Raw genomic sequence first — 14,151 nt, 5'->3', positions numbered from 1 at the left:
GAGCCTAACGACTTCTGGCGATCATGTCTGCTCAGTTGACGGCGAAGGATTGGCCGGCCCTCGATTCAGGGCCGGCCGGCCGTACGGCTCAGTCCTCGTAGGCCTCCAGCGGCGGGCACGAGCACACCAGGTTGCGGTCACCGTACGCCTGGTCGATGCGCCGCACCGGCACCCAGTACTTGCCGTCCCGCAGCGACGGCACCGGGTAGGCGGCCTCGGACCGCGAGTAAGGGTGCGCCCACTCGTCGGCGACGACGGACTCGGCCGTGTGCGGCGCGTTGCGCAGCGGGTTGTCGGTCTTGTCGTAGTCTCCGGACGCCACCTTGGAGATCTCCCCCCGGATGGCGATCATCGCGTCCGCGAACCGGTCGAGCTCGCCGAGGTCCTCGCTCTCGGTCGGCTCGATCATCAGCGTCCCGGCCACCGGGAACGACATGGTGGGCGCGTGGAAGCCGTAGTCGATGAGCCTCTTGGCCACGTCGTCCACGGTGACGCCGGTCTCCTTGGTGATCTGCCGCAGGTCGACGATGCACTCGTGGGCCACCAGCCCGCCCCGCCCGGTGTACAGCACCGGGTAGTGGGGGGCCAGGCGCCGGGCGAGGTAGTTCGCCGACAGGATGGCCTGCTCGGTCGCAGCGGTGAGGCCGTCCGAGCCCATCATCCTGATGTACGCCCACGAGATCGGCAGGATCCCCGCCGACCCGTACGGGGCCGCAGAGACGGGCCCGACGGGCGTGTCGTTGTGCAGCGGGTGGCCGGGCAGGTAGGACGCCAGGTGGCCGCGCACCGCCACCGGGCCGACGCCGGGGCCGCCGCCGCCGTGCGGGATGCAGAACGTCTTGTGCAGGTTGAGATGGGACACGTCGGCCCCGAACTCGCCCGGCTTGGCCAGCCCGACCAGCGCGTTGAGGTTGGCGCCGTCGACGTAGACCTGCCCGCCGGCCTCGTGCATCTTGGCGCACACCTCGGTGATGCTCTCCTCGTACACGCCGTGCGTCGACGGGTACGTCACCATGATCGCGGCCAGCGTGTCACGATGCTTGGCGATCTTGGTGTCGAGGTCGGCCAGGTCCACGTTGCCGTCGGTGTCGCAGGCCACCACCACCACCCGCATGCCGGCCATGACGGCGCTGGCCGCGTTGGTGCCGTGCGCGGAGGACGGGATGAGGCACACGTCGCGCCCGGTCTCGCCGTTCGCGTGGTGATAGGCGCGGATGGCCAGCAGCCCGGCGAACTCGCCCTGCGAGCCGGCGTTCGGCTGGATCGACACCGCGTCGTAGCCGGTGATCTCGGCCAGCCAGCGCTCCAGCGTGCCGATCAGCTCCACGTAACCCTCGGCCTGGGCCGGCGGCGCGTACGGGTGCATCGCGGCGAACTCGGGCCAGGTGATCGGCTCCATCTCGGTGCTGGCGTTCAGCTTCATCGTGCAGGAGCCGAGCGGGATCATCGAGCGGTCCAGCGCGATGTCCTTGTCCTGCAGCTTGCGCAGGTAACGCAGCATCGCCGTCTCGGAGTGGTGACTGTGGAAGACCGGGTGGGTCAGGTACGCCGACTCGCGCAGCAGTGCGGCGGGCAGCGCGTCGCCGTCCAGCGCCACGTCGGAGCCGTCCACGCCGAACGCCGCCCACACCGTGGCCACCTCGGCGGCGCCGGTCTTCTCGTCGCAGGCGACCGAGACGTGGTCGGCGTCGGCCTGCCAGAGGTTGACGCCCCGCTCGGCGGCCGCGGCGACGACCTCGGCGGCCCGGCCGGGCACGCGGACCAGGACGGTGTCGAAGAACTCGCGGTGCACGACCTCCAGGCCCGCCCCCCGCAGCCCGTCGGCGAGGGCGACGGCGTGCCGGTGCACCCGGTGCGCGATGCGGCGCAGGCCGTCGGGGCCGTGGTAGACGGCGTACATGCCGGCGATGACGGCGAGCAGCACCTGCGCGGTGCAGATGTTGCTGGTGGCCTTCTCGCGGCGGATGTGCTGCTCACGGGTCTGCAAGGCCAGCCGGTAGGCGGGGTCGCCGTCGGCGTCCACGGACACGCCGACCAGGCGGCCGGGCATCTGCCGCTGCAGCCCCTCGCGTACCGACATGTAGGCGGCGTGCGGCCCGCCGAACCCGAACGGCACCCCGAAGCGCTGCGAGGAGCCGACCGCGATGTCCGCGCCCAGCTCGCCCGGCGCGGCCACGAGCGTGAGGGCCAGCAGGTCGGCGGCGGCCACGACGAGCGCGCCCGCCTCGTGCGCGCCCGCGGCCACGGCGCGGAAGTCACGCAGCCGTCCAGAGGCCCCGGGGTACTGGACGAGCACGCCGAAGCACTCGGGCAGCTCGCCGTCGAGCGCGTGCTCCACGAGCGTGATGCCGAGCGGCTCGGCGCGAGTGGCCAGCACCCGCTTGGTCTGCGGCAGCGCGTCGGCGTCGACCAAGAACACGCTGCTCTTGGACTTGCCGGCACGCCGGGCCAGCGTCATGGCCTCGGCCGCGGCCGTGGCCTCGTCGAGGAGGGAGGCGCCGGCCACCGGCAGGCCGGTGAGGTCGGAGACGACCGTCTGGAAGTTCAGCAGCGCCTCGAGGCGGCCCTGCGAGATCTCCGGCTGGTACGGCGTGTACGCGGTGTACCAGCCCGGGTTCTCCAGCAGGTTGCGGCGGATGACGGCGGGCGTGATCGTGTCGTGGTAGCCCAGGCCGATCATCGAGGTCAGCACCCGGTTGCGGCCGGCGAGGACACGCAGCTCGGCGATCGCCTCGGTCTCGCTCGCGGCGGCGGGCAGCTTGAGCCGGTCCTTGGCCCTGATGGCCTCGGGGACGGCCACGGCCACCAGGTCGGACACGGACTCGAAGCCGACGGCCTCGAGCATCCGCTGCTGCTCGGCCTCCGACGGGCCGATGTGCCTGGACGAGAACGGCGGAGCTGACAGGTCGGTCATGGACAGTGCCTCCTGAGGCTATGGAGACCGGCGCCAGGGCGCGGGCGAGTGCCGGATCTCCCCACTCTGTCAGCGCGACGTCGCCGCGACCTGAGAGCTTCACCCCCGCGAAAGGGGCTTGCACCGTCGGTGAGGCACGCCTGGCGGGCGCGCCTGCTTTCCAGAGTTGCCTCGCCCGAGCGGTACGGGGTGCCTGAGAGATTCCGGGGAGGGTTGCTCCTTCGGCGCCCAGGGACCCAGGGTCCCAGGGACTCTCCCGCACGGGGTCGTCAGCCTTGCTGTCCTAGATTACAACCCCTGTGTGTTACAAGGGCATTTCACCCTATCCGTCGGGCGCGGCGGCGCCGGGCGAGCTCGTCAGCGGGGTGGTCGGCCGGGACGGTGTCCTCGACCGCCGCTCTTTCCCCCGGCAGCTCCGCGAGGGATCCCTCGACCTCGCGCCACACCCGGCCGAGAGCGATGCCGAACACGCCCTGGCCGCCCTGGAGCAGATCGATCACCTCATCGGCCGAGGTGCACTCGTAGACGCTGACGCCGTCGCTCATGAGCGTGATCTGGGCGAGGTCGGCGACCCCGCGATCGCGCAGATGCTGCACCGCCGTACGGATCTGCTGCAGCGACACCCCGGTGTCGAGGAGCCGCTTGACGACTTTGAGCACCAGGATGTCGCGGAAGCTATAGAGGCGCTGGGAGCCCGAGCCTTGCGCGGCCCTGATCGTGGGCTCTACCAGGCCCGTGCGCGCCCAGTAGTCGAGCTGCCTGTAGGTGATGCCGGCCGCCGCGCAGGCCGTGGGCCCGCGGTATCCGATGTCGCCCGGCAACGCCGACGGCTGCTCGTCGAAGAGCAGACCCTGCTCCCCGGCACGCTGCCGCGCGTTCTCACGCCGCACCGGATCTTCCTGGCCGGCCGTCTTTCCCTCGCCGCTGCTGACCGCCACGCGGACCTCCGGCTTTCTCTCATCCCGTGGCCTGATCTGGGGGTTCATGAAGGGCGGCCACGGGTTTCACTTGCACCGTAGGACCGTGACCATGCTCAGTCAACGATCCGGCTCGGCGCGTCGTGAAGCGTAAATGCACCGAAATACCTACCCCGCTCTGCCGAAGTCTTCGGGAGTGATCGTGTCAAGGAACTCCCTGAACTTCTCCACCTCGTCCTCTTGGTCGTCAGGGATGACCACGCCGGCCTCCTGGACCACCTCCTCGCTGGCGAAGATGCGTGCTCCGGTGCGCAACGCGAGCGCGATCGAGTCCGACGGCCGCGCGCTCACCTCCACGCCATTGGAGAACACCAGGTCGGCGAAGAAGATGCCGTCACGCAGGGCGACGATGTTGACCGCCCGCAAGCCGACGCCCAGGGCGCTCAGCACATCGCGAAAGAGGTCGTGGGTGAGCGGCCGCGGCGGGGGCTCCTCTGCCTGGGCCAGGGCGATGGCGGTCGCCTCGGTCATGCCAATCCATATAGGAAGGAACCGCTCCCCGTGTGCCTCCTTGAGCAAGACGATCGGCTGATTTGTGGGCATTTCAACTCTTACGCCCACGACCTCCATCTGCAACACGGGCTGCTCCGTATTCCTGACCGGTCACCCGGCACAGCTCTTCGCTCGACTGGGTACTTCAATTCAACGTAACACCCGGCGAGCCTGGAATGTGCCGTCGGCTCCCTGCTCGCCTAGCTCTCAACGCCCCAGGACCGACCGTACGCCCGTGCGCACCAGTGATGCGTGCAAATCGAGCAGGAGGGACGACAGCTCCCTGGCGGTCTCCTCAGCCTCGCCGATGGCCCCGGGGGCGCGCCGTTTCAGCACCGGCGCCACGGCCTGCTCGACCAGGCCGCACTCGCGCTCGGCCGCCGCCTTGACCGCGCGCAGGTGCCGGGCGTGCAGGCCGAAGCGGGCCAGGGCGCCGACGGTGCGCGCCACCTTCAGCGCCTCCTCGTCGTAGCGCCTGGCCACGGGGGCGAGCAGGCCGTAGTCCTCCAGCTCGGTGAGCGTCTCCTCGTCGATCCCCGCGGACTCGAGCAGCTCGGCACGGCTGAGCTTGATCTCCTGCGTCTGCTGCACCGCGCGGGGACGGCCGAAGCTCTCGGCCATCCTGTCCTTGATCACCCGCAGCGGCAGGTAGTGGTCGCGCTGCTCGGTGAGGATGAAACGCAGCTGCTCGACGTGCAGGTGCGTGAACTTGCGGTAGCCGGAGGGGCTGCGCTCGGGCTCGATCAGCCCTTCGCCCTCCAAGAACCTGATCTTGGAGATCGTGACATCGGGGAACTCGCCCTGCAGGAGCGCGAGCACCTCCCCGATGCTCATATGCGAGCGTGCCGCCTGCGGACTCATGAGGCCTCCGGCCTCATGAGTCCGGACGGAGCTGTGTCCATTGGTCGCTCGCTACGCTCGCTCATGAGTCCTCCGGCCTCATGAGTCCGGACGGAGCTGTGTCCATTGGTCGCTCGCTACGCTCGCTCATGAGTCCTCCGGCCTCATGAGTCCGCAGGGAGCTGTGTCCATTGGTCGCTCGCTACGCTCGCTCATGCCCCCGCGTTGCCCCGCATGAGGAAGACCAGGCGGAACTTGCCGATCTGCACCTCGTCGCCGGAATGCAGCGGCACCTCCTCGATCCGCTCCCTGTTGACGTAGGTGCCGTTGAGGCTGCCGACGTCGCGGACGGAGAACTGGCCGCCGCGATGCCGGTAGAACTCGACGTGGCGGCGGGAGACCGTGATGTCGTCGAGGAAGATGTCGCTCTCCGGATGGCGCCCGGTCGTGGTGAGGTCCTTGTCGAGCCGGAAACGACTGCCCTGGTTGGGGCCCCTGGTCACCGTGAGCAACGCCGCGCCTGGTGGCAGCTGCTCGACGAGCGCCCTCTCGGCCAGGAGCATGTCGCCTGTCTCAGCCTCGTATGCCTCGATTCCCGCGACAGAGATCGTCGACGTGGTGTCCCCGGAGACCTCGGGTCTGGTCAGCGGTGACCCACAACGGGAACAGAAACGGGCATCCTCGGGGTTGGCGTGCCCGCACTGCGTGCAGTAGACGCTCGGCATCGATCGGCTCGGCCTCCTACCGCGAAGACGCGGCGACGGTGCTCGGGGCGCGCCTCGCTTCGCTTTTTCAAGTTTGCGAATGCCGCAACATACGCTGATCAGCGGCAAAGGTCAACTCGGGGCGCTGGACGGTGGTTTGGACGCAGACAAAGTTACCGCCGCTTCCGCCCCGTGGTCCATGCCGCCGCGCGTTTCAACATTACGATCTTGCGGCGCCGTCCGCGCGCATCGGCGGTGAACTCTTTCACATCACGCTCGGTGACCGGCCCTAGATGACGGGCGGCGCTCAGGTGGAGGCCTGCTCCACGATGCGCGCCCAGCGTTCGAGCAGGGTCTGGGCGCCGTCCATGTCGGAGGCCTCGGCCCACAGGTCGGTGAGGGGCTCGGTGGCGGCGGGCAGGATCAGCACCCACCTCCCGTCGTCGTGGGTCACGCGCACCCCGTCGGTGGTGTCGATGACGTGGCCTTCGGCCTCGGCCTCGGCCGCCTCGATCACCGAGCGCATGACGGCGCCCTTGGCCGCCCAGGGCGTCGGCACGGCCCGCTTGAGCAGCTTGATCTCGGGGATCCTGGCGTCGATCTGGCTGAGCGACAGGCGGGTGCGGGCCACCAGCCCCAGCAGGCGCATGAACGCGGCCAGCCCGTCGATGGCCGGGCTGAACTCGGGCACGACGAACCCGCCACGCCCGTCCGCCGCGAAGATCATGTCGGGTCCTGCGGCGGCCGAGGTGAGGGCGTCCAGCGCGGTGGAGGTCCACTGCACCTCCACGCCGTGGAAGCGGCAGACCTGCTCGGCGACCCTGGTCGTGGTGACCGGCAGCGCCACCTGGCCGCCCCGGCGCTCGGCGGCGACGAGGTCGAGCACGACGAGCAGCGCGCGTTCGTCGTTGATGAGCTGGCCCATCTCGTCCACCAGGGCGATGCGCTCGCCGACGGGGTCGAACCGCACGCCGAACGCCGCACGGGAGGAGCTGACCAGCTCCGACAGGCGCTGTAGGTCGCGGCGGCGCTCGGCGAGCGTCTCGGTGGGCGAGACGTCGTCGAGGCGGGCGTTGACGGTCAGCACCTCCACCCCGAGCCGGCCGAGCAGCGAGGGCAGCACTAGCGACGAGGTGCCGCCGGCGCAGTCGACGACGACCTTCATGTCCCTGACGCCGTCCATGCCGACGTGGCGCAGCAGCTCGCGGGTGTAGTCCTCGACCGCCCTGGCCGGGTAGGTGAGCTCGGCGATCTCGCCGGGGAAGGCGCGGCGGAACTCCTGACGGGAGAAGACCCGCTCCAGCTTGCGCTGCGCGGCCGGGGGCAGGTCGGCGCCGCGGCCGTCCATGATGACGATGTCGACGCTCTGCGGGTCGCCGGGCGTGGTACGCAGCGAGATGCCGCCGGCGGCCGACTCGCGCCCGGTGTGGAAGCGCGCCACCGGCAGCGGGGCCGCCTCCAGGTCCAGCACGTTGATGGCGCTGGCGGTGAGCGCGGCGTTGACGGCCCGCTTGAGCGCCCTGGCGGCCAGCGAGCAGTCGCGGGAGGTGACGACATGCTCGCCCTTGTTCAGGGTGGTGGCGTACGCGCTGGCCAGGCGCACGCACAGCTCGGCGGTGATCTCGACGTTGACCAGGCCGCTGACGCCCCTGGGGCCGAACAGGTTGCGCTGGCCGCGTGACTCCCAGATGACGCTGGTGTTGACGACCGCGCCCGCCTCGATGGTCTTGAACGGGTAGACCTTGACGCCGCTGGAGACGTACGCCTCGGCCTCGATGACGCATTCGTCACCGACGACGGCGTTCTCCTCGATGCGGGCGCCGGCCATCACGTCGGTGCTCTTGCCGATCACGCAGCCGCGCAGGTGCGCGCCGGGGCCGAGGTAGACGTTGTCATGGACGATCGCGCGGTGCAGGAACGCGCCCTCGCGGACGACCACGTTGTTGCCGAGCACGGTGTACTCGCGTAGTTCGGCGCCCGCCTCGACCTTGGCGTAGTCGCCGATGAGCAGCGGGCCCTTGAGCACGGCGTCGGGGTCGACCGCGGCCGACTCGGCGACCCAGACGCCGGGTGAGAGCTCGAAGCCGCCGATGTCCAGGGCGACCTTGCCGGACAGGGCGTCGGCCTGGGCCTTGAGATAGCTCTCGTGGGTGCCGACGTCCTCCCAGTAGCCGTCGGCCACGTACCCGTAGATGGCGGCGCCGCGCTCGAGCAGGGCGGGGAAGACGTCGGATGACCAGTCGACGGGTTCGCCGGCCGCCACAGCGTCGAGGATCTCCGGCTCCATGACGTAGACGCCGGTGTTGACGGTGTCGGAGAAGACCTGCCCCCAGGTGGGTTTCTCGAGGAAGCGCTGCACGCGGCCTTGCTCGTCGACGATGATGATGCCGAACTCGAGCGGGTTCGGCACGCGTTTTAGACCGATTGTCACTAACGCCGAATTTTCCCGGTGAAATCGGACCATTTCCGTTAAATCGATATCCGTCAGGGCGTCGCCGGAGATCACTAGGAAACGATCGTCACGCAGGCGGTCGGCGGCGTTCTTGACGCTGCCCGCGGTGCCGAGGGGCAGGTCCTCGGTGGCGTACTGGAGGCTCATGCCGAGCTCGTCGCCGTCGCCGAAATAGTTGCGCACCAGCGCCGCCAGGAAATGGAGCGTGACCACCGTCTCGGTGACGCCGTGCCGCTTGAGCAGGCGCAGCACGTGTTCCATGATCGGGCGGTTGACCACGGGCAGCAAGGGCTTGGGCTGGTTGGCGGTCATGGGACGCAGCCGAGTGCCCTCCCCGCCTGCCATGACGACCGCCTTCACCCGATCACTCCTTTTTGGCCGAGGTTACGAGCTGGCGCACCTGTACCACATACAGCACTCCTGCCCACCAGTAGAGGCCTGTTCCCCAGAGCGCGAACGCCCACCCGGCAATTCGGGCTATATCGGCATACCACCCAGTGTGGGATGCAAGGAAGAGGAGAGGGAAGGCATACATGAGGTTGAACATGGCGGCCTTGCCCAGGAAATGCACCTGAAGTGCCCTGTAGCCGTATTTGCGGAGTACGGGGAAGCAACTCGCGACGAAGAGTTCCCGCGCCAGGATCACCGCGACCAGCCACCACGGGATGACGTCGCGCAGGAGCAGCGCCAAGATCGTGGCGAACACGTAGAGCTTATCAGCGGCCGGGTCGATGATCCGGCCGAGCTTGCTGGTCTGGTTGAACGCGCGAGCGATCTTTCCGTCGAGCCAGTCGGTGAACCCGGCAACCGCGAGGACCCCGATGGCCCACCCGTCCGCCTTGGGCCCGAGAACCAGCCAGAGGAACACGGGCACGCCAAGGAGGCGCAGAAAGCTCAGCAGGTTGGGAACCGTCCAGATCCGGTCCTCGGCGGAAGTTTCGCTCACGAGGCAGACCCTACTGCGTGGAACTCCACCGCAGCGGCCCCGCCTGCGGTGGACTGCCAGGGGACCGGTCAGGCGCGCCGGAACACGTGGACGCGGCCCAGCTCCTCGAAGCCGAGCCGGGCGTAGAACTCCTTCGGCCAGTCGGACCCGTCGGCCACCAGGAAGATCAGCTCGCCCTGGCGGCGATCTGGCCGTCCGGGGCGCGTACGCCGCGGAAGGCCACCACGTCGGCGCCGCGCAGGCGGGTCTCCGCCAGCGCCGTGCCCAGACGGTCGTCGTCGACCGACACGTCGAGCACCGCGAAGCCGTCGAGCACCGGGACCTCCCGCGGCGCCTTGCGGCGGGCGAAGGCGCGCATGAAGCCGACAGCGCGGGCCAAGTCGGCCGCCGCGCCCTGTCGCTCCAGCGCGGCGGCCTGAGCGAGCTCGTCCATCACGCCGATCGGCTTCCTGCGCCGGCGCCACGCACCGTCTGCAGGAACGCCTTGATGAGGGCCGGGTCCTTCACGCCGGGCGAGGACTCCACGCCGCTGGACACGTCGACCCCCCACGGGTCGGCGGCGGCGATCGCCTCCGTCACGTTCGCCGGGGTGAGGCCGCCGGCCAGCAGCCACTTGCCCGACGGGCGGCCGCGGATCGCGGCCCAGTCCCACGGCAGGCCGGAGCCCGCGTGCGGGGCGTCGACGAGGAGCAGGTCCTCGTCGTAGGCGCCGCACCGCAGGTCGGCCTCGGCGTCGACGGCCCTGAGCAGAACGGCTCCGAGGTCCTTGAGCGCGGTGAAGTCGCCGTGCGGATGCCTGCCGTGGAGCTGGACGGCCCGCACGCCCGAGGTCAGCGCCGCCGCCCGGACCGTGCCGGGGTCCTCGCCGCGGAACACGCCGACGGTCAGGACATGGCCGGGGACCAGCGCGGCCAGCTCGGCCGCCCGCTCGGGCGCGATCTGCCGGGGACTGCGGGTCATGAGGAACCCGACGGCGTCGGCGCCTGCCTCGACGGCGGCGGCCACGTGCTCGGGCTCGGTCAACCCGCAGATCTTGACGTACACATTTCGCGGCGCATCTTGGGGCACACCTGAAACCTTAGCGGGGACGCGTGGCTGCCGGTGACCATGCCCAGATCAGCACCGCGGCGGTCAGGCCGAGGCAGGTGACCTGCAGCGTGCGACGCCGGCGAGGCGTCAGCCGGGGCCGCGGCGTACCGGGCGGAAGGACGCGTCCACGAGGCCGGTGCGGTGGGCCACGACCGCGGCCTGGATGCGGTTGCGCAGTCCCAGCTTCTCCATCGCGGCGGCGATGTGGGTCTTGACCGTGGTGACGCCGACGTGCAACTCCTCGGCGATCTCCGCGTTGGACAGTCCGGTGCCGACCAGAGCCAGCACCTCCACCTCGCGTTCGGTCAGCCCGGGGGGCGGCGGCGGGGCGGCCTGCTCCTCGGCCGCCAGGAAACGTTCGACGACCCTGCTCAGCACCGACGGCGCGAGCAGCTGCTCGCCGGCCGCCGCCCGGCGCACGGCCTCCACCATGCGCTCCGGCTCGTCGTCCTTGACCAGGAAGCCGACCGCCCCGGCTCGCAAGGCGGCGTAGACGTTGCCGTCCTCGGCGAACGTGGTCAGCACCACGATCCTGGTCGCCGGGCGGGCGGCCAGGACCCGCTTGATCGCCTTCAGGCCGTCGACCCTGGGCATGCGCAGGTCCATGAGGATCACGTCGGGCAGGTGGCGTTCGGCCAGGCGGACCGCCTCTGCGCCGTCCTCGGCCTCGCCCACGACCTCCATGTCGCCCGCGGCCTGCAGCAGCATGCGCACGCCCGCGCGGACGAGCGCCTGGTCGTCGGCCACCAGCACGCGGATCATGCGGCGCTCCTCGCGGGCAGGCTGGCGGCCAGCAGCCAGCCGCCCTCGCCGTCGGGGCCGGCGGTGAGGGTGCCGCCGAGAGCACGAACGCGCTCGCGCATGCCGGCCAGCCCGCGGCCGGAGGAGGGCAGGCGTTCGATGCTAGTGGGCGGCCGGCCGTTGCGGATCTCCACCGACAGCCCCTCCCCGGCGGGGACCACGGTGACGCGGACCTGAGTGCCGGGGCCGGCGTGTTTGAGCACGTTGGTGAGTCCTTCCTGGACGATGCGGGCCGCGGAGGTGCGGGCGATGAGCGGCGCCTGATCGGTGGCCGGGTCGAGATCCAGGTCTACCACGAGCCCGGCGGCGGCCATGCGCTCGGCAGACTCGCGCACCACGTCGGCGGGGTTGGCCAGCAGGTGGGGCTCGTTTTCCGGCCGGGCTCCCGCGCGCAGCAGGTCGAGCAGGTCCCGCAGGTCTTGCAGCACTTGATGGCCGGTCTCGCGGATGTCGTTGAGCGCGTCGGCGACGGGGCCGTCGGGGGCGGTGTAGCGGGCGGCGCTGGCCCGCAGCACCATGGCGCCGACGTGGTGGGCGACGATGTCGTGCACGTCGCGGGCGATGCGCTCGCGTTCGGCCAGCTGGTCGGCCCGCACCTGCGCGACCGCCGCCCGGGCGGCCTCCTCGGCGCGCAGCCGCTCGGCGGCCGCGGCGGACTGCCGCACGCCGAGGTAGCGGCCGATCGCGATGGGCGTGGCGACCAGCGTCATGAGCACGCCGACGCGGAACGGGGTGACGTCGGTGTCGTCCGCGACGACGGCGATCGCGGTCAGCAGGCAGCCGGCGAAGTACGCGGCCACCGTCCACGGCCAGGAGGCCACGCGCATGGCGAACACGCCGATCGCGATGAGGGTGAGGATCACGCAGGTGTTGACGGCGTCGTTCAGGTAGGTGTCGGCGGACAGCAACAGCACGCCCTGCAACAGGAAGACCAGCCCGGGAAAGCGCCTGGCGATGCCCAGCGACAGTCCGCCCACCACGGCCAGCAGCCCGACGACCCAGACGGGCTGCGTGCCCGAATGCCAGGAGGTCCAGGTGCTGAGCACTGTGATCGCCACCCCGCCGGCCGCCAGGAGCGCGTCCGGGGTGACGTCGCGCTCCTCCAGCCGCCCGGCCGAGCTGCGCAGGTACGCGCCGAGCACGGCGGGGAAGACCGGCAGTAGGACCGAGTACATCCACGCGTTGGCCGTGAGCGCGATGCCGGGGTCGGCGATGTTGACCGCGGTCGCGCCGATCGTGGCGGCCACGGCCACGGCGGTGGCCCGCCAGCCGGACTGGAACCCGGCCACGCCGAGCGCGACGCAGACGAGGATCTGCGCCGTGTTCGAGGTGAACGATTCCAGCTGGTCGGTGACGACGAGCAGGACGGCCAGGTAGAGGGTGACCGGTACCGGCCAGCGCCGGACCAGCCCCATGGGCAGGCCCGCCAGGAGCGCCATCGGGATGTTCATCTCGGCGGGCAGATATTTCGTGTCGCCCGCATGGGCCGTGGTCAACAGGTCCAGAGCCACACCCGAAACGGCCAGCAGGACATCCAGCGGCACACCGCGCCAACGCATGCGCTCACGGTATCCGGCCGCGACGAACGGCCAATCCCCCCGGCGGAGGATCCCGCCTCCTCCTTCTGGCCGCATGGACCGTCCTCAAGGGGGAGCACTTAGTCAGATCTTGGCCCTAGTTTTGTCCTATGTCTAACGGCACTGCTCTCTTTCTCGGTCAGTTCCTCCGCTCTCCTGCCATGATCGGCGCGCTGGCGCCGAGTTCCCGGCGGCTGGCCGCCGCGGTGTGCACGCCGATCCCCGAGCGTGGCGAGCCGACCGTGGTGGAGCTGGGCCCGGGCACGGGGTCATTCACCACGGAGATCCAGCAGCGGCTCGCCGGGCGGGGCCACCACCTGGCCGTGGAGGTCAACGGGCCGTTGGCGCGGCTCCTCGCGGAGCGTTTCCCCACCGTGGACGTGGCGCACGCGGACGCGGCGCACCTGGGCGAGCTCCTGCGGCAACGGGGGTTGCGGCAGGCGGACGTGGTGGTGAGCGGCCTGCCGTGGGCGGCCTTCCCTGAAGGAGTGCAGCGCGAACTGCTGGGCGCGGTGACGAGCGCGATGTGCCAGGGAGCGGCGTTCACAACGTTCTCCTACATTCACGCCATCCCGCTGAATTCAGCGCGCCGATTCCGCGATCTGCTGGCCGAGCGTTTCGAGGAGGTCGTGCGGAGCAGCACGGTGTGGCGCAACACTCCCCCGGCGTTCGTGTTCCACGCGCGCCGGCCCAGAATCTGACTAGGACCTGACGGGACGTGAGGGGAAAAGGTGGCACCCGTGGCGGAGGAGCTCCTGCTCAACTACCTCACAGCCCCGGGTGCTCGGCCCTGCTCGCGGTTCAGCCTTTCTTGCCCATCGCCTTGCGGATCACGTCCCGGGCCCGATCCATGATCGCGACGGGCGGGCCGACGAGCAGGTTCTTGGTCGCCGTCTCGACCCCGGGATGCGGGTGCGTGGGCGCCATGGCCTCCGCTGCCTTCACCCCGACGGCCATCGCCTGACGCTCCTTGTCGCCGGTAGCCTGCCTGAACCTGGGGAACTCCTCGCGTTCCTCGTGTTCGGCGTGCTCGACGACGGCCTTGCGCAACGTGGCGAGGTTGGTGGCGAACTTAGGATGGTCGACGCCGTCCTTCTCCATCTGCGTGAGCATGTCCTTGGCGGCGTTCTCTTCGGCCAGCCGTTCATCCACCACCTCGCCGCCGTGGTCGATCTTGCGGCGCGCGTATGGGTGGACGATCTCCTCCTCCGCTGTCTCATGGACGGCCAGCAGCCGCACCAGACTCTGGAAGGCCTCGGCTTTGTCCTGCGGGGCGGCGTTCTCGACCTCGTCGAACAGGCCCTTGATCTCCTCGTGCTGGCGTAGCAGCAGGTCGACCACATCGTTGTCCTTCATAAG

13 protein-coding genes and 2 riboswitches are annotated in these 14,151 nt (G+C 70.2%); of the genes, 1 reads left to right on the top strand and 12 read right to left on the bottom strand.

Annotated elements, in window-relative coordinates; translation table 11 throughout:
* Nucleotides 1-88: 88 nt before the first annotated feature.
* The 11 genes from gcvP to ACTWPT_RS25645 all read right to left on the bottom strand — a co-directional run bounded on the left by gcvP (nt 89) and on the right by ACTWPT_RS25645 (nt 12,774).
* Nucleotides 89-2,914: an aminomethyl-transferring glycine dehydrogenase gene (gene gcvP, locus ACTWPT_RS25695; RefSeq protein ID WP_443180004.1), complete on the bottom strand. Its 2,826-nt coding sequence runs from the start codon at nt 2,912-2,914 to the stop codon at nt 89-91.
* 56 nt (nt 2,915-2,970) lie between these two features.
* Nucleotides 2,971-3,084: riboswitch (glycine riboswitch) on the bottom strand.
* Nucleotides 3,085-3,183: riboswitch (glycine riboswitch) on the bottom strand. It abuts the riboswitch before it with no gap.
* A 48-nt stretch (nt 3,184-3,231) separates the two neighbouring features.
* On the bottom strand, nt 3,232-3,852 hold the full coding sequence (locus ACTWPT_RS25690; RefSeq protein WP_443180003.1) for a MerR family transcriptional regulator: 621 nt from the start codon (nt 3,850-3,852) through the stop codon (nt 3,232-3,234).
* A 147-nt stretch (nt 3,853-3,999) separates the two neighbouring features.
* On the bottom strand, nt 4,000-4,470 hold the full coding sequence (locus ACTWPT_RS25685) for a bifunctional nuclease family protein (protein ID WP_020539830.1): 471 nt from the start codon (nt 4,468-4,470) through the stop codon (nt 4,000-4,002).
* Between the two features lie 120 nt (nt 4,471-4,590).
* Nucleotides 4,591-5,244 (bottom strand): transcriptional regulator FtsR, encoded by a 654-nt coding sequence (gene ftsR, locus ACTWPT_RS25680; RefSeq protein ID WP_443180002.1) that lies wholly within the window; start codon nt 5,242-5,244, stop codon nt 4,591-4,593.
* Nucleotides 5,245-5,435: 191 nt separating this feature from the next.
* Entirely contained in the window at nt 5,436-5,948 is a 513-nt protein-coding gene (locus ACTWPT_RS25675; RefSeq protein WP_443180001.1) for an FHA domain-containing protein, read from the bottom strand.
* Nucleotides 5,949-6,234: 286 nt separating this feature from the next.
* Nucleotides 6,235-8,739 (bottom strand): sugar phosphate nucleotidyltransferase, encoded by a 2,505-nt coding sequence (locus tag ACTWPT_RS25670; RefSeq protein WP_443180000.1) that lies wholly within the window; start codon nt 8,737-8,739, stop codon nt 6,235-6,237.
* 4 nt (nt 8,740-8,743) lie between these two features.
* A complete protein-coding gene (locus tag ACTWPT_RS25665) occupies nt 8,744-9,325 on the bottom strand; it encodes a CDP-alcohol phosphatidyltransferase family protein (RefSeq protein ID WP_443179999.1) in 582 nt (193 codons plus the stop codon).
* 166 nt (nt 9,326-9,491) lie between these two features.
* Nucleotides 9,492-9,758, bottom strand: a complete 267-nt coding sequence (locus ACTWPT_RS25660; RefSeq protein WP_443179998.1) for a hypothetical protein — start codon at nt 9,756-9,758, stop codon at nt 9,492-9,494.
* Nucleotides 9,758-10,393 (bottom strand): phosphoribosylanthranilate isomerase, encoded by a 636-nt coding sequence (locus ACTWPT_RS25655; RefSeq protein WP_443179997.1) that lies wholly within the window; start codon nt 10,391-10,393, stop codon nt 9,758-9,760. Before ACTWPT_RS25655 ends, ACTWPT_RS25660 begins: the two co-directional genes overlap by 1 nt.
* Before the next feature lie 108 nt (nt 10,394-10,501).
* Entirely contained in the window at nt 10,502-11,176 is a 675-nt protein-coding gene (locus ACTWPT_RS25650; protein WP_443179996.1) for a response regulator, read from the bottom strand.
* A complete protein-coding gene (locus ACTWPT_RS25645; RefSeq protein ID WP_443179995.1) occupies nt 11,173-12,774 on the bottom strand; it encodes a sensor histidine kinase in 1,602 nt (533 codons plus the stop codon). The genes ACTWPT_RS25650 and ACTWPT_RS25645 overlap by 4 nt, the downstream gene beginning before the upstream one ends.
* A 128-nt stretch (nt 12,775-12,902) precedes the next feature.
* On the opposite strand from ACTWPT_RS25645, the gene ACTWPT_RS25640 reads away from it, so the two are divergent.
* On the top strand, nt 12,903-13,493 hold the full coding sequence (locus ACTWPT_RS25640; RefSeq protein WP_443179994.1) for a class I SAM-dependent methyltransferase: 591 nt from the start codon (nt 12,903-12,905) through the stop codon (nt 13,491-13,493).
* A gap of 100 nt (nt 13,494-13,593) precedes the next feature.
* Here the strand turns inward: ACTWPT_RS25640 and ACTWPT_RS25635 are convergent, their stop codons facing one another.
* The gene (locus ACTWPT_RS25635; RefSeq protein ID WP_443179993.1) at nt 13,594-14,148 is read right to left on the bottom strand and encodes a hemerythrin domain-containing protein; all 555 of its coding nucleotides are present in this window, start codon (nt 14,146-14,148) and stop codon (nt 13,594-13,596) included.
* Between the last annotated feature and the right edge of the window lie 3 nt (nt 14,149-14,151).

This window comes from Nonomuraea sp. 3N208 (assembly GCF_052245935.1).
Classification (GTDB): Bacteria; Actinomycetota; Actinomycetes; order Streptosporangiales; family Streptosporangiaceae; genus Nonomuraea.
Note: the sequence above shows the minus strand (reverse complement) of the source record. Positions and strands in the feature narration are given on the sequence as shown.